Consider the following 21,257-nt stretch of genomic DNA (forward strand, 5'->3'; position numbering starts at 1 on the left):
AGGCAAGAAAAGTAATTTGGCTTCGGAAAAAAAGCGCACGAATTGGCGACACAATTATTAAAATTGTATCTTTCATGTCTTTTCAAATTTTTCACGAAACTGGCATAACTATTTCGACCAAAACCCGTGACCGCAAGTCAACCATTCGTCCTATATCGGCCTATATCTCTTTTCGTGGTAACCCGAACGGGTGAGTGTGATTGTGTGCGGTGCAGCATAAAAATGGCAGTTCTCTGCGAACTGGTCGCCGCCGGTGACCCAGACGAAAGGCATAGGCCGTGTCGGCGAGGGGCTGGAAAAACAAACAGGCCGCCCGGTTGCCCGGACGGCCTGTTCATTACGTCGCACCAGCAAGCCGGATCAGCGGTTTCTTAGCGCGGGGCCAGAACCATGATCATCTGCTTGCCTTCCAGCTTCGGCATCTGTTCGACCTTGCCCAGGTCTTCCAGCGTGTCGCGAACCTTTACCAGCACATTCATGCCGATATCCTGGTGGGCCATTTCACGGCCACGGAAGCGCATGGTGACCTTCACCTTGTCGCCTTCTTCCAGGAAGCGGCGCATGGCCTTCATCTTGATGTCGTAATCATGCTCGTCGATATTCGGACGCAGCTTGATTTCCTTGACCTCGATGATCTTCTGCTTCTTGCGGGCCTCGTTGGCCTTCTTCTGCGCCTCGTACTTGTACTTGCCATAGTCGAGGATTTTGCAGACCGGCGGCTCGGCATTCGGGCTCACCTCGACCAGATCGAGGCCAGCTTCCTCCGCGGCGAACAGCGCGTCACGCAGGCTGACGACGCCAACCATCTCGCCTTCGGCATCGACAAGGCGCACGGAACGAACATTGATTTCGCGGTTGATGCGGGGACCGTCGCGTTGCGGTTCGCGGTCCTGATTGGTAGGCCTGGCTATGGAAACTTCTCCTATTCACAAAGGGTGGCCCTTGCGGCCATTGGATCGGCGAACCCGTTCCCCGTCAGAAAACCCCTGACAGGGAACGGTACCGGACGGCAAGGACGCACCTTGTTGGTACGGTTAGGTGGCAGATTAGCTTAGAACGCGGATTCGGTCGAGTCGCTACTGGCAGGCGGCAGCGCCTCTGTGAGAAGTGTAGCGATTGCCTCGTCCAGGGCAAGGAATTCCTGCGCATTGGAGCCAAGACGCCGCACGGCCACGGTGCCCTGCTCCGCCTCGCGAGCACCCACGACGAACATGACCGGCACCTTCTGGAGCGAATGTTCGCGGACCTTCAGGTTGATCTTCTCGTTGCGGGTATCCAGTTCCACCCGGATGCCGGCCTTCTTCAGCCGCGCCGCCACCTTTTCGGCATAGGCATCGGCATCCGACACGATGGTGGCCACCGTCACCTGGGTGGGGGCCAGCCAGAGCGGGAACTTGCCAGCATAATGTTCGATCATCATGCCGATAAAGCGTTCCAGGCTGCCCAGGATGGCCCGGTGCAGCATGACCGGGCGGTGCTTGGCGCCATCCTGGCCGATATAGCTGGCATCCAGCCGTTCCGGCAGCTGGAAATCCAGCTGCAGGGTGCCGCACTGCCAGGAACGGCCGATGGCGTCGGTCAGGTGGAATTCCACCTTCGGGCCATAGAAGGCGCCTTCGCCCGGCAATTCCTCGAATTCCAGCCCATTGGCGCGCAGCGCCACGCGCAGGCTTTCTTCGGCCTTGTCCCAGGTCTCGTCCGTGCCCAGACGCACATCGGGGCGCAGCGCCAGCTTCACCGCGATCTTGTCGAAGCCCAGATCCTTGTAAACGCCCAGCTGCAGGGCGAAATATTCCTTCGCCTCGTCGCCGACCTGATCCTCGGTGCAGAAGATATGCGCGTCATCCTGGGTGAAATTGCGCACGCGCAGGATACCGTGCAGGGCGCCCGACGGCTCATTGCGGTGGCAATTGCCGAATTCGGCCATGCGCAGCGGCAGGTCGCGGTAGCTCTTCAGCCCCTGGCGGAAAATCTGCACATGGGCCGGGCAGTTCATCGGCTTCACGCCCAAGAACTTCTCCGTGCCGTCTTCTGCCACCGACTCGCGGATCTTGAACATGTTGTCGCCATACATGTCCCAGTGGCCCGACGCCTTGAACAGGCTGCTGTCATAGAGCTGCGGGGTGCGCACCTCCACATAGCCGGCCACCTTCAGCTTGGCACGAATATATTCCTCCAGCGCCCGATAGAGCGCCCAGCCCTTCGGGTGCCAGAAGACGGAGCCTGTCGCCTCTTCCTGCACATGGAACAGGTCCATCTCGCGGCCCAGCTTGCGATGGTCGCGCTTCTCGGCCTCTTCAATCTGGTGCAGATGTTCGGCCAGTTCCTTTTCGGTCCGCCAGGCGGTGCCATAGATACGCTGCAGCATGGCGTTCTTGGCATCGCCGCGCCAATAGGCACCGGCCACCTTCATCAGCTTGAAGGCATGGCCAACCCGGCCCGTGGCGGGCAGGTGCGGGCCGCGGCACAGATCGTACCATTTGCCCTGGCGGTAGATGGTGATCGTCTCGGACGTCGGCAGATCTTCAATGATCTGGGCCTTGTACTTTTCCCCGATCGACTTGAAATGCTCAATCGCCTCGGCCCGGTCCCATTCTTCACGCGTGAAGGGGCGGTTTTCGTCCACGATCTCATGCATCCGCTTTTCGATCTTCACCAGATCGTCGGGCGTGAACGGCGTGTCGCGGGCGAAATCGTAATAGAAGCCGGTGGCGATGGCGGGGCCGATCGTCACCTGCGTGCCGGGATAAAGCTCCTGCACGGCTTCCGCCATGATATGGGCGCAGTCATGCCGGATCAGGTCCAGCATGTCGGCCTCGTTCTTGTCCGTCACGATTTCGAGACGGCAATCCCCCGTCAGCGGCGTCGCCAGATCCTTCACCTCGCCATTGATCTTGACCGCAACGGCGGCCTTGGCGAGCGACTTGGCGATGGAGGCGGCCACATCGGCCCCGGTAGTTGTGCCCTGCGCATAGGTCCGCACACTGCCATCGGGCAGCGTAATGGCAACCTGGGCGCTGGAAACGGGCACTTCAGCCGAAGACATGGCTTTCCCCTAGCTTGTAAGGAGTTACAAAAGTTGGTGAGGCGACTTTTCACCCGCCGGCCCCCGCCGGTCAAGCGCGGGAGATGGGCGAATTTCACATGGAAGCACAGGCTCTAGAGCGGATCGCCAAAAGGTGAAATCACCTTTTGGCGTGACTCTGCGCGCAGGTGGCTCCAGGTCGGGGGCACTGTCGGCCGCTACAGCAAATCCCGCAGCAGCGGCACCAGCGGGATATCGGCCGGCGGCATCGGGTAATCGCCCATGCGGGCCGGCTTCACCCAGGCCAGTTGCTGGCCTTCCAGCGGGGTGGGCGTGCCTTTCCAGACGCGCGCGGCGAAAACCGGCATCAGCAGGTGAAAGTCCGGGTAGGAATGGCTGGCAAAGGCGATGGGGGAGAGGCAGCTTTCCGCCGTCTCAATCCCCAGCTCCTCCCGCAATTCCCGCACCAGGGCTGCTTCGGGTGTTTCGCCTGCATCGACCTTGCCGCCGGGAAATTCCCACAGGCCCGCCATGGACTTGCCCGGCGGGCGCTGCGCCAGCAGCACCCGCCCATCCACATCCACCAGGGCCACCGCCGCCACCAGCACGATGCGGCTGGGACGGTGGGAAGGCGGTTCCTGCCAACAGGGCGTGTCGTGCTGGCTCACGAGCGGTAGCTGCCATTAATGTCGATATAGCCGTGGGTCAGGTCGCAGGTCCACACCGTGGCGCTGCCGGAACCCAGACCGATATCCACCTCGATCAGGATTTCCTGGCCCTTCATATGGGCGGCTACCGGGGCTTCATCATAGCCCGGCACTTCCATCCCATTGGCGCAGATCTGCACGCCGCCGACGGAGATCACCAGCAGGTCGCGGTCGGCCCGTTCGCCGGAACGGCCCACGGCGGCGACGATGCGTCCCCAATTGGCATCTTCCCCGGCCACGGCGGTCTTCACCAGCGGGGAATTGGCCACCGTCATGGCGATGCGCTTGGCGGCTTCGTCGCTGTCGGCCCCCTTGACGCGGAGTTCGACAAACTTGGTCGCCCCCTCGCCATCGCGGATGATCTGCTGGGCCAGATCCAGGCAGACGGCATCCAAGGCGGCCTGGAAGGCGGCAAAGCGCGGATCATCAGCGCTTTCAATCGCCCGATGCGCCGCCTTGCGGGTGGCGCACAGCACCAGCGTGTCAGAGGTGGAGGTGTCGCCATCCACGGTGATGGAATTGAAGCTGCGGTCGGTGGTGGCAGAGAGTGCGGCCTGCAGCGGCGCATGGGCGATATTGGCGTCGGTGAAGACATAGGCCAGCATGGTGGCCATGTCGGGGGCAATCATGCCGCTGCCCTTGGCAAAGCCGGCCACGGTGACGGTGACGCCATCAATGGTGGCCGTGGCCGCAGCGCCCTTGGGGAAAGTGTCGGTGGTCATGATGGCGCGGGCGGCTACTTCCCAGGCCTCCCCCTCGGCCGGCACCAGCTTGGTGAAGGCTTCCGGCAGCGATTTGGCAATCAGGTCGGCCGGCATGGGCTGGCCGATCACGCCGGTGGAGGCGGGGAAGATTTCGCTGGTCTTGCAGCCGGCCAGTGCGGCGGCGGCGTCCAGCGTGGCATCCACGAACGCTTCCCCGGCCTTGCCGGTAAAGGCGTTGGAATTGCCAGCATTCACCACCAGCGCCCGCACAACCCCACCCTTCAGATGGTCGCGGCAGCGATGCACCGGGGCGCTGGCCGTCAACGAACGGGTCAGCACGGCGGCAACGCTGGACCCTTCATCCAGCACCGCCACCATCACATCATTGCGCGGCGTCTTGTATCGGATGCCGGCACGGTGCCCGGCCAGACGCAGGCCGGCGATGGGCGGCAGCGACGGGAAGGAAGCGGGGGCAAGCGGAGACACGGCCATGGCGATACTCGCGGGCTGGGCGGTTGAGACAGTCCGCGCATCAAGCCGATGTGGGGCCGGATGGTCAAGTGTGGCTTGTGTGACAGGGTGCGCGGAGCGGCCGGGCTGTCGGCCTACCGTTCGTCCTTGGGATCGGCGGTCAGCGTCATCCGCCGATAGATGCCCTCAAAAGTGGCAACGCCAACGCAATAGGATGTGGTTTCCGCCAAAATCAAGCCATTGATTAAACGAAGGGTGACAATGCATTGCCCGCCAGAACTTCTATCAATAACTTGATTTCCCTTGATGGATTTATCGAATTCAAATTTTGACAACCCAAATTCTGATGAGTTTATAGCCACCCCTTCGACGTGAAGTTTTCCGTCTTTTCTCTCATCAATCACAATCGAATTCTCGGCAAGCTCCCAGCGCCCTGTCCAATCCTGCTTCCGGGTCGTTGCTGGCGGATTATCGATTTTCAGGGCCGTTCGCGGCAACCAGCCGAAAGTACCCCGCTTGGGGCCTTGGAAATAGACACAGAGCCACGCCTTTCCCGTATCGTCCAGCACCACCTTGTCGCCCGGCACCAGATAGGCCTTGGCTTTGCAGGCATCGCCACCGGGGCAGCCATCCTCCACCCGCTGGAAATACAGGCGCGGCCCCTGATCGGCCTTTACGGTCCCCGCTTTCGGCGTGCTGCTGGTGGAAAGACTGAAGTCGTCGCATTTTTCCGCCGCGGCTTCAGACGGAAGCGATATTGCCCCCAGGATGAACAAGGCGACCCTGGTGAGAAAGAATGAATAGCGCATTCAATGTTCATCCTTGGGATCAGTCGTCAAAGCGGTGCGGTGGTAGACGCCCGAAAAATTTGCGGCGAGGGAGCCGCATTGGTAGGTGCTGGCGACAAGCAACAAGCCATTGACCCAGCGTAATGTCATGTCGCACCCATCATAGGGTATCTTAAAGACAACCTTATTGTTCTCAGGAGTAGCATCGAAGTCGATATCTGGCATCGAAAGGCCGGTAGGTTCTACGGCACTTCCCCAGAAATACAGTGTCCTTCCCTTTCTTTCATCGATCAGGAAGGTATTGTAGCCGACCCGCCATCGGCCCACCCAATCCTGCTTCTTGGGGTTGGGGGCTGTGTTGTCAATGTCCAAGGCGGTGCGGGGCAGCCAGCCGAAGGTGCCCCGCTTTGGCCCCTGGAAATAGGCGCAAATCCAGGCCTCGCCGGTGTCATCCAGCACCACCTTGTCGCCCGGTACCAGATAGGCTTTGGCTTTGCAGGTGTCCCCGCCGGGGCACCCAGCCTCCACCCGCTGGAAATGCAGACGCGGCCCCTGGTCGGCTTTGATGGTTCCCGCTTTGGGGGCCTTGGACCAAGAGAGCCTGTGGTCGTCACACTCAGCGGCGGTGGCGGAGAACGGAAGCAGCCCTGCGATCAGGATGACCAAGGCGGCACTAGTGAGAAAGAATGAACAGCGCATTCAATGTTCATCCTTGGGATCAGTGGTCAGGGCGGTGCGCCGATAGACGCCATCAAACGAGTTGGCAGCCCCCACGCAATATTGCGTGCTATTTACCAGCAGTAATGTGGCAACCCATCGGATGGTAACGACGCACTCCCCTCCAGCACTTTTATCGACCACTTTATTGCCCTTTGGCAGGGTAAAGAATTCGAAATCGGATAGTGAAAAACTGGCCATGTGCCTGGCCCAACCCTTAAAACGCAGATTTTCCCGATTCCGATCATCAATAAGTACTGTGTTCTCGCCCACGCGCCAGCGCCCCACCCAGTCCTGTTTCTTTGGCGCTGGCGGCTTATTATCAATGTCCAAGGCGGTGCGGGGCAACCAACCGAAGGTGCCCCGCTTTGGCCCCTGGAAATAGGCGCAAATCCAGGTTTCGTCGGTATCGTCCAGCACTACTGTGTCGCCCGGTACCAGATAAGCTTTAGCCGTGCAGGTATCGCCACCGGGGCAGCCATCCTCCACCCGCTGGAAATACAGACGCGGCCCTTGGTCGGCTTTGACGGTTCCCGCTTTGGGGGTATTGGACCAAGAAAGGCTGTGGTCGTCACACTCAGCGGCGGAGGCAGTGAACGGAAACAACGCTGCGATCAGGATGACCAAGGCTGCCCTGGCGGGAGGGGATGAACAGCGCATTCAATGTTCAGCCTTGGGATCAGTCGTCAGGGCGGTACGCCGATAGACACCAATAAAAGAATTACCAAGACCTGCACAGTCCATGGTGTTATTCACCAGCAACAATTCAGCCAGCCAGTAAATCTTGACCACACATGTACCGCCACCACTTTTATCAATAACCTTGTTGCTGCTGGGGGATTTGGTGAATTCAAACATTGATAGGGAGAAGGTGGCCATACGCCTTGCCCATCCTTCGAAGTGCAGCTTTGGCCCTTGCGTGTCGTCAATCAGAATTAAGTTCTCACCGACGCGCCAGCGGCCCACCCAATCCTGTTTCCTGGGTACCGGCGGCTTGTCCTCTATCGCCAAGGCGGTGCGGGGCAACCAACCGAAGGTGCCCCGCTTTGGCCCCTGGAAATAGGCGCAAATCCAGGTTTCGCCGGTATCGTCCAGGATCACCTTGTCCCCCGGAACCAGATAGGCTTTGGCTTTGCAGGTGTCGCTACCGGGGCACCCAGCCTCCACCCGCTGGAAATGCAGACGCGGCCCTTGGTCGGCTTTGACAGTTCCCGCTTTGGGAGCCTTGGACCAAGAAAGGCTATAGTCGTCACACTCAGCGGCGGAGGCTGCGAACGGAAACAACGCTGCGATCAGGATGACCAAAGCGGCCCGGGTGAGAAGGGATGAACGGCGCATTCACTGTTCATCCTTGGGATCAGTCGTCAGGGCGGTGCGGTGATATACGCCGATAAAAGAGTTGGCAGAACCTACGCAGTCTTGAGTGCTATTGACCAGTAAGAACCCGGCCAACCAGTAAATCGTCACCACGCATCTACCACCTCCGCTTTTATCGACAACCTTATTACCGTTCGGTGATTTGGTGAACTCAAACTTCGATAGGGAGAAGGTGGCCATATGCCTTGCCCATCCTTCGAACTGCAGCTTTGCCCCTTGCGTGTCATCAATCAGAATTGTGTTTTCACGGACCTGCCAGCGGCCCACCCAATCCTGCTTCTTGGGCACGGGCGGCTTGTCCTCTATCGCCAAAGCGGTGCGGGGCAACCAGCCGAGGGTGCCCCGCTTTGGTCCTTGGAAATGGGCACAAATCCAAGCTTCGCCGGTGTCATCCAGGATCACCTTGTCTCCCGGCACCAGATAGGCTTTGGCTTTACAGGTGTCGCTGCCAGGGCACCCAGCCTCCACCCGCTGGAAATAAAGGCGAGGCCCTTGCTCAGGCTTCACTATGCCCGCCTTGGCAGCTTTGGACCACGCAAGGCTGTAGCTGTCGCACTCAGCGGCGGCAGCCATCGTGAAAAGAGACATGGTGCATAGAATAGAAAATACCAACCTACGAAATGTATTTTTTACGTGACAGTTCTTTTGATTTTTCATTTACCCACCCCAGTCTGTTTATCCACCCTTTCTCGAATACTTTTTGTTTTTTGTTATTTTCAGCATTTTTTGAAACAAAATCTAATCTATCTGTGTAATTTTGTTCCAAAAGATTGGATATCTGATTCTGCGGTATCTTGTTGATTTTCAAGATAGTTTTTGATCCACCGTTACCATCTTCTACTAGATTATTCTCTTTGTCAATCGCGTTTGCAGATTTCTGAAACAGCTGCCACCCATATTTGGGACCGTGGAGAACGAACGAGTCAATCAGTGCAGAAGCCACCCCCAGATCGGAAATTTCGTTGACCCTTTGGCCATAAAAAAACTCGTTGCGGTAAATTTCCTTTGCTTGATCCCGGCTTAAATTTTTCGGCTCGACAAAACTACCATCTTTCCCCATTCCTCCGTGCATTATTTGATAGCTTTTAAGGGTTCTCTCAGTAATCCCATAATTTGTTTCACCTCCTTTATCGTATTCATGATTTGAATAACCCGCTTCCTTCTCAAAAATATTCTTCACCAGTTCTTCAAACATGGCTTCGCTCTTCCAATCGGGTTCCTTGAACAGCCGGCGGCCGGGGGCGAGTTTTACCGGGGGCGGCTGGTCGGGGCGGGACGGGTCGCTGCTGGTCGGGGCGGTTGTGCCGCCAGAAGCGGCGGGTGGGGTGGGGGCCTTGTTTGTCGGTTGTATCGTGGCCGCGTCTTGCCCGGCACTGGCGGGTGCCGGCTTGGGCTTCTGCGCCAGAAGTTTTTCCAGGGCCTGGATCGTCTCCCCACCGGGGGAGAGTTTGCCGTCGACGCGCAGCTTGTTGTCCCGCTGGAACCGGCGGACATCCTGGTCCAGCTTGGTGCTGTGATAGCCGCTGGGGCCATCTTCCGGTATCACATCATGGTATCCGGCCTTGTTCAGCAGAACCTGAACCTTGGCCACATCGGGGCGCCAATTATCGCCGCCATTGCTGGCGACCTTGGCCTTCAGGCCGAACGGGGTGTCGCCCAGCAAGTCTTCCACCGGCTTGCCTTCCCGCCAGGCCTGCTGAAAGGCCGGGAAGCGGGGATCGTCCGCTTCCTCCACCAGGGTGGGATGGCGCACCATATATTGTGTGCCGGCAGGCGGGGAGCCATAGACCGGCACCTTCTCCGGTTCGTCATTGAACAGGCTGCGGTAATCGACGGGCGGCGGGGCCGGATCGGCCGCAGGCGGGGTGTCAGCCTCCTCCTCATCATCACCAAGGAACCCCTCCACATTGCGATCGACAAAATCCTTCACGTCGCGGAACGTGGAGGAAAGGCGGTTGAAAAGGTTGAAGGATTCGGACATCGGCTCGCTCCATAGGGGCGTGCGCCGTCGCCGGATCGGCTGATCCGTCGGCACCACGCAGCGGGTTGTGGAAAAGAAAAAGCCCGGTCCGCAGGGAGCGGCCGGGCATGGTTGGGGTATTTATTCCTATAGACTGGCAAACGATCCTGTTGTCGTCAATCCTTTATCAGCGGGCAGCCGTTGTTTTTACCACCGGGTGGAGTCCCCCCCCCTTAAACCCCCGCGCCGACGCTGACATAGCTGGAGATACCCCGGATATGTTCATCCACCGCCAGCCGGTGGGACAAGGGCGGGAAGGCGCGCTGGGTGCAGTCCAGCCTTGGGCAGACGCGGCAATTCACCCCCACCGGGGTGGCCGCGTCCAGGTTGGACAGGTCCAGCCCATCGGCATAGACAAGCTGGCCGGCATGGGCGATGTCACAGCCAATGGCGATGGCGAAATGCCGGGCCGGCTGTTTCCAGCCGCCGCCGGGCTTGGAGACACTGCGCACGATGGAGAGATAGGCGCTGCCATCGGGCATCCGGGCGATCTGGGTTTGCATCTGCCCCGGCTGGCGGAAAGCATCATGGATGTTCCAGCGCGGACAGGCCCCGCCAAACCGGGCGAAATGGAAGCCGGGCGCCGCACTGAACCGTTTCGACATATTGCCCGCCTGATCGGTGCGGGCAAAGAAGAACGGCACCCCCTTGGCGCCGGGCCGTTGCAGGGAGGTCAGGCGCTGGCACACCTGTTCATAAGAGGCCACGAAACGCCGTTGCAGGATTTCGATATCATACCGCACCTCCCGCGCTGCCGTCAGGAACCGTCCATAGGGCATCATCAGGGCAGAGGCGAAGTAATTGGCCAGACTGACCCGGGCCAGCCGGCGCGATTCTTCATGCCCAAAGCCCCCGCGCCCGCTGGCAGCCTCCAGTGCCGCCCCCTGGCTCAGCAGGGCCGTCTGCGCCGCCAGGTGGAAGATACGGCCGGCCGGGTCCAGCATTTCGGAAATCAGCACCCGCTTGGAATGCCGGTCATAGCGGCAGACGGCCCCGCCCATCACCGGCTGCGGCATCAGCCGCACCCGCACGCCATGGCGCTTTTCCAGATAGGCTGCCAAGCTGCCCTGCAGGTTGCCGCTATCCAGATCGGCACTGATCCACATTTCCTCCGCCGCTTCCTCCAACTCGGGGAAATGGTTCTGTTCGGCCTGGAAGAATTCCGACACTTCTTCCTGTGGGAAGGCTTGCGCCCCCATCACCTGCAGCTTGTCGCGGTCGGCCACCTTCTCCGCCAAGCCGCCCAGATCCTCCCGCGCCTCCCGATAGGCGCGGTAGAGCGCCACCACTGCTTGGCCCAGTGTCGGCGCCACGGCGGCGAATTCCTTCATGTCCTGGGTTTTGATGTCACCCGCCTCAAACAGCGGATCGGCGAAGACCTCGCGCAGGGAGGCGACCAGCCGCGTCTCGTCATCCTCGGCAAAGCTGGCCATGTCGATGCCATAGACAGAGGCGATTTTCAGCAGCAGCGGCACGGTCAGCGGCCGCTGGTTCGCCTCAATCAGGTTCAGATAGCTGGGGGAGACGCCAATCTCCTCCGCCATCTGCGCCTGCGTCATTTTCAGGTCGCGGCGCAGCCGGCGGACCTTGTGGCCCAGCATCGCCTTCTTTTCAGACATGGCCCTGTCCCTTAACCGCAGAAGTGCCGCTTCACCTTGTCAATTTACAAGATTTACAACATCACAGCAACCAGCGTTACAAGCCGTGACAGCAACACTATTTTACGAAACGCAGCGTATTGAACATTTTATTTCGCGGCGTCATTCTCCCCTCATCAACGTTGCACCGCACAAGCGCACAGGTGCAGCGCCCTTAAAATAGAAGCCAGAAACAAGGCTTCGATCTTCGAGGAGTGACACCATGGCCCCGCTGGATAATCCTTCTTCTGCCATCGACCTGAGCGCCATCCACGCCAAGCGCTATGAGGGGATCAAGCGCGACTATACGGCGGAAGATGTGCGGCGTCTGGCCGGTTCGGTGAAGATCGAATATACGCTGGCCGAAATGGGCGCCCGTCGCCTGTGGGAATTGCTGCACACCCGCCCCTATGTTCATACGCTGGGCGCCTTCACCGGCAATCAGGCCCTCCAGCACGTCAAGGCCGGCCTGGAAGCGATTTACCTGTCCGGCTGGCAGGTGGCAGCCGATGCCAATCTGGCCGGCCAGATGTACCCGGATCAGTCGCTTTACCCCGCCAATTCCGTGCCCGCCGTGGTGAAGCGCATCAATAATGCCTTCCAGCGCGCCGACCAGATCCAGACGGCGGAAGGCAAGGGCGACACCTATTGGTTCGCGCCGATCATCGCCGATGCCGAGGCCGGTTTCGGTGGCCCGTTGAACGCCTTTGAACTGATGAAGGGCATGATCGAGGCCGGTGCGGCCGCCGTGCATTTCGAGGATCAGCTGGCATCAGAGAAGAAGTGCGGCCATCTGGGCGGCAAGGTGCTGATCCCGATCCAGCAATTCATCCGTACCCTGAATGCCGGCCGTCTGGCCGCCGATGTCTGCGGCACCAGCACCCTGGTGGTGGCCCGCACCGATGCGGAAAGCGCCCAGCTGATCACGTCCGATGTGGATGAACGCGACCATCCCTTCATCGACCGCAATGACCGCACGCCGGAAGGCTTCTTCCGCATCAAGAAGGGGGTGGGGGTGGATTACTGCATCGCCCGTGCCCTGGAATATGCCCCCTATTCCGACCTGATGTGGTGGGAAACCAGCAAGCCGAATCTGGACGATGCCCGCCGCTTCGCCGAGGCCGTGCACAAGAAGTTCCCCGGCAAGATGCTGGCCTATAATTGCTCCCCCTCCTTCAACTGGAAGGCCAACCTGGACGATACGACCATCGCCAAGTATCAGGCCGAGCTGGGCGCCATGGGCTACAAGTACCAGTTCGTCACGCTGGCCGGCTTCCACAGCCTCAACCTCGCCACCTTCGAACTGGCCAAGGGCTATAAGGAACGCGGCATGGCGGCCTATTCGGAGATGCAGCAGCGTGAATTCGCTGCCGTCGAACAGGGCTTCACCGCGGTGAAGCACCAGCGCGAGGTCGGCACCGGATACTTTGATGCCGTGGCCGTGGCCATCTCTGGCGGTACCTCTTCCACCACCGCCATGAAGGACAGCACCGAGACCGATCAGTTCCATTGATCGGGACGGACCAGAACCTGATCGGCGTCCGCACCGGCTGAACGGGCGGACGCCCCCGGGATAGGGGAGGCTGCATTCCCCCATCCCCTGGCCCCCTGTCGGGACCAATCCTACCCCCTTCGCGCTGGATGGGAGGGGGGGCAGGATACCGGATGGCCGGCGCGATGGATCGCCGATACCGCCGGGCCTGATATGGGGCACCCTTCCTGCTCTTGTTTGCTTCTCTGCTTTCTCCGTAGCAATGCTGACGGCGCCGCTCCTTTTGCGACAGGGGGCGGCGCCGCTTTTTATTTGGCAGCGTGCAACGGCCCTGCGACTATCAGGGACATGGATGATTTCCTGCCTCAACCGGACCAATTGGCCCCGTGGCTGCAATCCATGGGGCGCCTGCTGGATGGGCCGTCGTCGGTCTTCTGGTGGCCAGGTCTATTGATCGCAGGGCTGGCTGCCTTGCTGTTATGGCGCCAGTGGCGGGATCAGGGAACATGGCGGGATTATCTGCGCCATCTGCCGCTGGATGCCGGCTGCTTTCTGGTCAATTCCACCCTGCCTTTCCTGCTGGCCCCCTTCTTCTTCTGGTTAAGCGTCAAGGGTAGCCATCTGGGGATTGCCCTGACATCCGGCATCCAGGGCGGCTGGGATACGCAGCCCGGCTGGCCGGCCCTGGCGGCCTGTGCGGCTTTCGCCTTCGTGGCGGGGGATTTCGCGCTGTACTGGACGCATCGCGCCTTTCACCATTTCCCGCCGCTCTGGCGGGCGCACCGGCTGCACCATGCCCCGCCGGTGCTGACGCCGCTGACGGCCTTCCGCTTCTGGCCCTGGGAGCAGGCGGTCCATATGTCTGCCAACATGCTGGCCCAAGGCCTGGGCCTGGGGCTGGCGGTCGGGCTGTTCGGCGGGGCGGTGACGCCGCTGACCGTGCTGGGCGTCAATGTCTTTTCCCTGGCCTGGAGCCTGGGGTTCGTCCATCTGCGCCACAGCCCGGTGCCGCTGCGCTATCCGCGCTGGTTGTCCTTCATTCTGGTGTCGCCGCATATGCACCAGCTGCACCATTCCGATGCGGAGGAACATCGTGACCGCAACTTTGCCACGGTGTTTTCCCTGTGGGACTGGCTGTTCGGCACGCTGGCCCTGACGGAACAGGGCCAGCGCTTCCGGTTCGGGCTGGCGCGGGAGAGGCGGTGGTAGGGTTTATCCCTTCATGCTGCCCGTCTGCTGCCGGCGGACATGCCAGGAAAACGCTTCTTCCAGCAGGTGCGGGGTATGGCCGCCGCGCGCCTTGGCCCGATTGAAATAATCGGAAAGCTGGTCGCGGTAGCTGGGATGGACGCAGTTGGCGATGACCACGCCCGCGCGTTCGCGCGGGGCCAACCCGCGCAGATCGGCCAGCCCCACCTCTGTCACCAGAATATCCACATCATGTTCGGTATGGTCGACATGGCTGACCATCGGCACGACAGAGGAAATTGCCCCGCCCTTGGCCAGGGATTTGGTGACGAAGATCGACAGATAGGCGTTGCGGGCGAAATCCCCCGAACCGCCAATGCCGTTCATCATCATGGTGCCATCGACATGGGTGGAATTGACATTGCCGTAAATGTCGAACTCCAGCGCCGTGTTGATGCCGATCACGCCCAGGCGCCGGATCACCTCCGGATGGTTGGAGATTTCCTGCGGCCGCAGCACCAGCCGGTTGCGATACTGCGCGATGCGGGAGAAGACCCGCCCGCCGCATTCCGCCGAGAGCGTGACGGAGGAGCCCGAGGCGTAATTCAGCTTGCCGGCATCGAACAGGTCGAACGTGCTGTCCTGCAACACCTCGCTATACATGCGCAGATCATGGAAGGGGCTGTCGATCAGCCCATGCAGCACGGCATTGGCGATGGAACCGATACCCGCTTGCAGCGGGTTCAGCGTCATGTCCAGCCGGCCGCGCGCCACCTCATGCTTGAAGAAATCGATCAGGTGGCCGGCAATGGCGCGGGTGCCATCGTCCGGCGGTTCCACATTGGCGGCGCTGTCATGCTTATGCGTCACCACGATGGCGGCGATCTTGGCCGGATCGATGGGGATATAGGGCGTGCCGGCCCGGCTGTCGCAGGAAACCACGGGGATCGGCGTGCGCGAGGGCCGCTTGGTGGGGATATAGATATCGTGCAGCCCCTCCAGCTCCAGCGGCTGGGACAGGTTCAGCTCCACAATCACCTTTTCTGCCAGAATGGCGAAACTGGCCGTATTACCGACCGAGGTGGTGGGCACAATGCCGCCATCGGCGGTGATGGCGGTTGCCTCCACGATCGCATAATCGATCGGCCCCATCTGGCCCGACCGCAATTGTTCCACCGTCTCGGACAGGTGCTGATCGATGAACATCACCTCCCCGCGGTTGATGGCGGCGCGCAGGGTGGGGTCGGACTGGAAGGGCAGGCGGCGGGCCAGTACACCGGCCTCCGTCAGGATCTTGTCGATATTGTTGCCCAGCGAGGCGCCCGTCATCAAGGTGATGCGGATCGGTTCCTTGGCCGCGCGTTCGGCAATGGCAATGGGCAGGGCCTTGGCATCACCCGCGCGGGTGAACCCGCTCATCCCGATGGTCATGCCATCCTTGATCAGCAGGGCGGCCTCTTCGGGGGTGACGATCTTATCCAGCAGGGACTGACGGCGAATCCGGTCGGCGTACATTTTCTACCTTCTTGGGGTTTTTCCAGCGTTGCTTGCCGCATCTTCAACCGGCGGCATTGGCTGCCGCCTTTCCTGTTGAATATGCGCATGGGTATCGGCCTGCGGCAATGGATCGCGCCCTGTAACAATTTGCCGCAGCGAAGCAGTGAGTCAAATTGATAGATGAATTCGGTATATTTAGTTTTGCTGGGAAATTATTATTTATTAAATTTTTCGGATGTTTCGTCTGAAATAAAACGGATTGTTTTTCAAAGTGGGCCGTTTGGTGGTTTTTATACTTTGATTCTTCTGAAACGAAACGGAGGTTTCCGTATCTGTTCGGACTGTTATTGTGTTCTCCGGCGTTTTGTTACCTCACCTCCGTCATTCCCGCGAAGGCGGGAATCCATACAACAGCCCGGGTTTTGGATTCCCGCCTTCGCGGGAATGACGGTTAAGTAACTGAAAAATCTTAACAAGCTCATGGACGGACACGCCGGCTTCCACCTCCACGCGTTCACCCTTGGGCTTCCCCCATCCCGCTATTGCGGCATCCCCTCGCTTTGCCCACAATCCGGGCCGGCCCAACGCCCTTCAAGGATCATCGGCATGATGAAGCGCCTGTTCGCTGCCCTGTTCTTCTGTCTGCTGTTGCCGGGGCTGGCGGGGGCGGAAACGGTGCTGCGGCGGGGCAATGGGGCGGAGCCGGAAACGCTGGACCCGCATCAGGCGACCGGCCTGCCGGAAGCCATGATTTTCTACGATATCTATGAAGGGCTGTTGTCCCGTGGCCCCGATGGCAAGCCGCAGCCGGCCATCGCTGACCGCTGGGAAACCAGCGCTGACGGGCTGCAGGTGACCTTCCATCTGCGTGATGGGGCCAAATGGTCCGATGGCAGCCCGATCACGGCCGGCGATGTCGTCTTCTCCTTCCGCCGGCTGGCCAACCCGGCGACCAGCCGGAACAATAATTTCGTCTGGCCGATCAAGAATGCCCGCGCGCTCAGCACCGGCACGCTGACGGATATGACGACCTTGGGCGTGGCGGCGCTGGATGCGCAAACCGTGCGCTTCACGCTGGAGGAGCCGACCCCCTATTTCATCTCCCTGCTCTCTTACCCCATGCTGGTGATCCTGCCGGAATCCCGGGTGACGGCGCTGGGGCGGGATTTCTTCAAGCCCGGCAACCTTGTCTCTTCCGGCGGGTACCGGCTGGCAGAACAGGTGCCGCAGGGTCATGTGAAGCTGGAGCGCAACCCGTTCCACCGCGATGCCGCCAAAGCCTTCTTCGATACGGTCTATTTCTACCCAACGGAGAATCAGGAAACGGAGCTGAAGCGCTTCCGCGCCGGGGAACTGGACGCCAGCTATACGCTGCCACCCGCGCAAATCCCCTGGGCCAAGGCCAACCTGCCCGATGCGCTGCGCCTGTCGCCGCAGCTGGGCACCTATTTCCTGGCCTTCAACACGGAAAAGGAACCCTGGAAATCCAAGCCTGACCTGCGCCGGGCCCTGTCCATGGTGATCGACCGGGAGGTCTTGACCGAACGGATCAGCCAGGGCGGGGAGATGCCCAGCCTTTCCTTTGTGCCGCCGACGGTGACGGGCTATCAACCGGCCCGGCCGGCATGGGCCGACTGGCCGATGGAACGCCGGGTGGCCGAGGCACAGGCGCTGCTGGCCAAGGCCGGATATCCGGGCGGGCAGGGGCTGACCCTGGATATCCTGTTCAACACCGCCGATAACCATCGCCGCATCGCCGTGGCGGTGGCTGGCATGGTGCAGCAGCGGCTGGGGGTGAAATCCAGCCTGACCAACCAGGAATGGAAGGTGTTTCTGGACAGCCGGCGCACGCATAATTTTGCCGGTGTTGCCCGTCACGGCATCATCGGCGCCTATGATGATCCCTATGCCTTCCTGCAATTCCTGCGCACGGAGATGGGGCCGGAGAACCCGGCCGCCTATGCCAATCCAGCCTATGACCGGCTGATGGCGGCCAGTGTGCAGGAACGTGACCCCGCCAAACGGCTGGAGATTCTGCATCAGGCCGAGGCGCTGGCCGCCGCGGATGCGCCGATCATCCCGCTTTTCACCTATGCACGGGTGCGGCTGGTCTCCCCCCGGCTGGCGGGCTGGCAGCCCAATCCGGTGGATTGCAACCCCAGCCGCTTCCTGTCACCGCTCGCGGCCCGGTGAAAAATGCCGTTCGGCGGCGGAAAGCGTGCCCCCAGCACTGGACAGTCCGGGCGATAGACCGCACATACAGCTGAATTCCCACCCCGTCGGACATGGGTGCTGGGGGCCGCAGTTGGATGCCCTGGAGAATAACAATGCGCCTTTCCCGCCGTCTGGCGACGGCCTTCGTCGCCCTAACCCTTGCCACCGGCTTTTCCGCCAGCGCCGCCTGGGCGGAAATGGTGCTGAACCGGGGCAATCAGGCCGAACCGACCTCGCTCGACCCGCAGAAGGGCACCGATGTGCAGTCGGCCCGGATCGGCTACGACCTGTTCGAAGGGCTGCTGACCTTCGGCCCCGATGGCAAGGCCATTCCGGGGGCGGCGGAGAAATGGACCGTCAGCGACGATGGGCTGACCTATACTTTCACCCTGCGCGCCGATGGCAAATGGTCGGACGGCACGCCGGTGACGGCGGCGGATTTTGTCTTTGCCTGGCAACGGCTGGTCGATCCCAAGACGGCCTCTGACTATGCCTATTTCCTCTGGCCGGTGAAGAACGGGGAGGCGATCAGCAATGGCAAGCAGCCGGTGTCGGCGTTGGGCGTGCAGGCGGTGGATGCCCGCACGTTCAAGGTGACGCTGGAACGGCCGACCGGCTATTTCCTGGGCTCCCTGCTGCACCGCATGACCTACCCGATCTCCAAGGCCAATGTGGAGAAGTTCGGGGCGGATTTCGTCAAGCCCGGCAACCTTGTCTCCAATGGTGCCTATAAGCTGGACGCCTATATGCCGCAATCCTTCGTGAAGGCGGTGAAGAACCCGCATTTCCGCGAGGCGGCATCGGTGAAGATTGATACCGTGGTCTTCCACCATTCCGACAGCCCGGAAACGGAACTGCGGCGTTTCCGCGCCGGTGAACTGGATATTGTGCAGATGGCACCGGTGACGCAGATCGACTGGCTGCGCCAGAACATGCCGGAAACCATCATGTTCTATCCCGTGCTGGGCACCCAGTATCTGGCCGTGAACATGACCAAGGAACCGTTCAAGTCCAATCCTAAGCTGCGGGAAGCGCTTTATCTGGCCATCGACCGGCAGATCATTGTGGAGAAGATCACCAAGGCCGGCGACGTGCCGGCCTGGACGCTGACCTCCCCCGGCATTGACGGCTACAGCCTGCCGCTGCCGGCCCTGGCCAAGGCGACCCAGGCCGAACGCGATGCCCAGGCCAAGCGTCTGATCGAGGAAGCCGGCTATGGCAAGGGCGGCAAGCCGCTGGAAGTGGAAATCCTGCACAATACCAATGAAAGCACCCGCAAAATCATGGTGGCCGTCGCCTCCATGTGGCAGAGCAAGCTGGGCGCCAAGGTCAACCTGAACAATCAGGAATGGAAGATCGTGTTGCAGAATGCAGGCGAGAAATCCTATGCCGGCACGGCCGTGCTGGGCTGGCTCGCCGATTTCCCCGATCCCTATACTTTCCTGAAGCTTCTGCGCTCCGATGTGGGCAAGATGAACCGGTCGGGCTATGACAATGCCGTGTTCGACCAGAAGCTGGATGCCGCCAATGCCAATACCGATCCGGCCCAGCGCATGAAGCTGCTGGCCGAGGCGGAGGCTGCCATGCTGGCCGATACGCCGATCATCCCCATCTATCACCAGGCCTATCGCAATCTGGTCAGCCCGCGGGTGAAGGGCTGGGGGCCGACGCCGATGGGCGTGCAGCCCTCGCGCTATCTGGAAGTCGCCGCCAAGTGACAAAGCAGGGGGCGGTGCCCGCCACCGCCCCCAATCAACCCATCAGCAGCAATCCGACGTTTGAACAGGAGCGTTCCCGCATGTCATTTTTGACCCGGCACCTGCGCCGCATGACCATGGCCCTGATGCTGGCCAGTGCCAGCATGACTGCCGCCACGGCTCCCGCTTGGGCGGAAAAGGTGCTGCACCGGGGCAATGGCGCGGAGCCGGAAACCCTGGACCCGGCCAAGTCCAGCGGGGTGCCGGATAGCTGGATTCAATATGACCTGTTTGAAGGATTGTTGATCCCCGATGGCAGCGACAAGCTGATCCCTGGTGCGGCGGAGAAATGGGACATTTCGCCGGATGGGATGGTTTATACTTTCCATCTTCGCCGCAACGCCAAATGGTCGGACGGCACGCCGGTGACGGCGACCGACTGGGTTTTCTCCTGGAAGCGTCTGGTCGATCCCAAGAACGGGGCCAAGTACGGCTATTTCCTCTGGATGGTGAAGAATGCCCAGTCCATCAATCTGGGCAAGCTGCCGGTGGAGCAGATGGGCGTGCGCGCCGTGGATGATTATACGTTCCAGGTGACGTTGGAACGGCCCACCCCCTATTTCCTGTCCATGCTGCACCACCATGCCACCTACGCCCTGTCCAAGGCGAATGTGGAAAAGTTCGGCGCGGATTTCATCAAGCCCGGCAATCTGGTCACCAATGGCGTCTATAAGCTGGCGGAGGCGGTGCCGCAGAGCCATGTGAAGCTGGTGAAGAACACTTATCACCCCGATGCGGCCAAGACGCCCATTGATACGGTGATGTTCTATCCGACCGAGAATCTGGATGCGGAACTGAAGCGTTATCGCGCTGGTGAGTTGCACGTCACCTATGAGGTGCCGGTGACGCAGATGCAGTGGCTGCGGGCCAATATGGCCAGCGAGCTGCGGCTGGCCCCCTATTTCGGCACCTATTTCTTTGCCGCCAACCTGACCAAGGAACCGTGGAAGTCCAACAAGGATCTGCGGCTGGCGCTCAACCTTGCCATCGACCGTAATATCCTGGTGGAAAAGATCAACCAGCGCGGGGAGTTGCCGGCCTACAGCTTCGTGCCGCCGGGTGTGGCAGGCTACACCCAGCAGGTGCCCGATTATGCCAGCTGGACCCAGGCCCAGCGGGAGGCCAAGGCCAAGGAACTGATGCAGAAGGCCGGCTATGGGCCGGGTGGCAAGCCGCTGGAAATCGAAATCCTCTACAACACCCACGAAAACCACCGCAAACTGGCCATCGCCGTGGCCTCCATGTGGCAGCAGAAGCTGGGGGTGAAGACGACGCTGAATAATCAGGAATGGAAAGTGTTCCTGAACACGCGTGATGAGAAGAAATTCAAGGATGTGGTCCGGCATGGCTGGATCGGCGATTATATCGATGCGGCCAGCTTCCTGGATCTGGCGCGCAGCGATATCGGCAAGCAGAACCCGTCCGGCTACAGCAACCCCGCCTATGACAAGCTGCTGGATCAGGCCACCGCTGCCCCGACGGCAGAACAGCGGGCCGAGCTGATGCAGCAGGCTGAACGTCTGATGGTGGAGGATGTGGCCGTCTTCCCGCTGCATTTCTACAGCTCCAAGCACATGGTTAGCCCCAAGCTGATCGGCTGGAAGGATAATCTGCTGGACAGCCACCCCAGCCGCTTCCTGGATGTGAAGGAATAAGGGCTGAC

General features: G+C 60.6%; 17 protein-coding genes. 5 read left to right on the forward strand and 12 right to left on the reverse strand.

The features are described from left to right. Window positions 1-371 precede the first annotated feature (371 nt). The 11 genes from infC to CHB97_RS13975 all read right to left on the reverse strand — a co-directional run bounded on the left by infC (window position 372) and on the right by CHB97_RS13975 (window position 11,428). The gene (infC, locus tag CHB97_RS13925) at window positions 372-911 is read right to left on the reverse strand and encodes a translation initiation factor IF-3 (RefSeq protein WP_089288587.1); all 540 of its coding nucleotides are present in this window, start codon (window positions 909-911) and stop codon (window positions 372-374) included. Between the two features lie 140 nt (window positions 912-1,051). Beyond that, entirely contained in the window at window positions 1,052-3,046 is a 1,995-nt protein-coding gene (thrS, locus tag CHB97_RS13930; RefSeq protein WP_089288588.1) for a threonine--tRNA ligase, read from the reverse strand. 197 nt (window positions 3,047-3,243) lie between these two features. Continuing rightward, window positions 3,244-3,693 (reverse strand): (deoxy)nucleoside triphosphate pyrophosphohydrolase, encoded by a 450-nt coding sequence (locus CHB97_RS13935; RefSeq protein WP_089288589.1) that lies wholly within the window; start codon window positions 3,691-3,693, stop codon window positions 3,244-3,246. Continuing rightward, window positions 3,690-4,934, reverse strand: a complete 1,245-nt coding sequence (gene argJ, locus CHB97_RS13940) for a bifunctional glutamate N-acetyltransferase/amino-acid acetyltransferase ArgJ (protein ID WP_089288590.1) — start codon at window positions 4,932-4,934, stop codon at window positions 3,690-3,692. The genes CHB97_RS13935 and argJ overlap by 4 nt, the downstream gene beginning before the upstream one ends. A 107-nt stretch (window positions 4,935-5,041) precedes the next feature. Continuing rightward, window positions 5,042-5,716, reverse strand: coding sequence for a hypothetical protein (locus CHB97_RS13945; protein ID WP_089288591.1), 675 nt, complete (start codon window positions 5,714-5,716; stop codon window positions 5,042-5,044). Continuing rightward, a complete protein-coding gene (locus CHB97_RS13950) occupies window positions 5,717-6,394 on the reverse strand; it encodes a hypothetical protein (protein WP_089288592.1) in 678 nt (225 codons plus the stop codon). Further along, on the reverse strand, window positions 6,395-7,039 hold the full coding sequence (locus CHB97_RS13955) for a hypothetical protein (protein ID WP_089288593.1): 645 nt from the start codon (window positions 7,037-7,039) through the stop codon (window positions 6,395-6,397). Window positions 7,040-7,072: 33 nt separating this feature from the next. After that, window positions 7,073-7,750 carry a hypothetical protein gene (locus CHB97_RS13960; protein ID WP_089288594.1) on the reverse strand — a complete coding sequence of 226 codons (678 nt, stop codon included), beginning with the start codon at window positions 7,748-7,750 and terminating at the stop codon, window positions 7,073-7,075. Beyond that, window positions 7,751-8,446 (reverse strand): hypothetical protein, encoded by a 696-nt coding sequence (locus tag CHB97_RS13965; protein ID WP_143270901.1) that lies wholly within the window; start codon window positions 8,444-8,446, stop codon window positions 7,751-7,753. It abuts the gene before it with no gap. Continuing rightward, on the reverse strand, window positions 8,403-9,770 hold the full coding sequence (locus CHB97_RS13970; protein ID WP_089288596.1) for a glycosyl hydrolase 108 family protein: 1,368 nt from the start codon (window positions 9,768-9,770) through the stop codon (window positions 8,403-8,405). Before CHB97_RS13970 ends, CHB97_RS13965 begins: the two co-directional genes overlap by 44 nt. 212 nt (window positions 9,771-9,982) lie before the next feature. Beyond that, entirely contained in the window at window positions 9,983-11,428 is a 1,446-nt protein-coding gene (locus tag CHB97_RS13975; protein WP_089288597.1) for a short-chain fatty acyl-CoA regulator family protein, read from the reverse strand. Window positions 11,429-11,669: 241 nt separating this feature from the next. Here CHB97_RS13975 and aceA point away from each other — a divergent pair, with 241 nt between their 5' ends. Together aceA and CHB97_RS13985 are read left to right on the forward strand one after the other, a co-directional pair. Then, entirely contained in the window at window positions 11,670-12,959 is a 1,290-nt protein-coding gene (gene aceA, locus CHB97_RS13980; protein ID WP_089288598.1) for an isocitrate lyase, read from the forward strand. A 327-nt stretch (window positions 12,960-13,286) separates the two neighbouring features. After that, window positions 13,287-14,147, forward strand: a complete 861-nt coding sequence (locus tag CHB97_RS13985) for a sterol desaturase family protein (protein WP_160105868.1) — start codon at window positions 13,287-13,289, stop codon at window positions 14,145-14,147. Window positions 14,148-14,150: 3 nt separating this feature from the next. On the opposite strand, the gene CHB97_RS13990 is transcribed toward CHB97_RS13985, so the two are convergent. Beyond that, window positions 14,151-15,641: an acetyl-CoA hydrolase/transferase family protein gene (locus CHB97_RS13990; RefSeq protein WP_089288600.1), complete on the reverse strand. Its 1,491-nt coding sequence runs from the start codon at window positions 15,639-15,641 to the stop codon at window positions 14,151-14,153. A 588-nt stretch (window positions 15,642-16,229) separates the two neighbouring features. Here CHB97_RS13990 and CHB97_RS13995 point away from each other — a divergent pair. The 3 genes from CHB97_RS13995 (at window position 16,230) to CHB97_RS14005 (ending at window position 21,249) form a co-directional block, all read left to right on the forward strand. Continuing rightward, window positions 16,230-17,816, forward strand: coding sequence for an ABC transporter substrate-binding protein (locus tag CHB97_RS13995; RefSeq protein ID WP_089288601.1), 1,587 nt, complete (start codon window positions 16,230-16,232; stop codon window positions 17,814-17,816). 134 nt (window positions 17,817-17,950) lie between these two features. Continuing rightward, on the forward strand, window positions 17,951-19,555 hold the full coding sequence (locus CHB97_RS14000; RefSeq protein ID WP_089288602.1) for a peptide ABC transporter substrate-binding protein: 1,605 nt from the start codon (window positions 17,951-17,953) through the stop codon (window positions 19,553-19,555). Between the two features lie 80 nt (window positions 19,556-19,635). After that, window positions 19,636-21,249, forward strand: a complete 1,614-nt coding sequence (locus CHB97_RS14005) for a peptide ABC transporter substrate-binding protein (protein WP_089288669.1) — start codon at window positions 19,636-19,638, stop codon at window positions 21,247-21,249. The last annotated feature ends 8 nt before the right edge of the window (window positions 21,250-21,257 follow it).

Origin of the sequence: Azospirillum sp. RU38E (assembly GCF_900188385.1) — a bacterium.
Lineage (GTDB): Bacteria > Pseudomonadota > Alphaproteobacteria > Azospirillales > Azospirillaceae > Niveispirillum.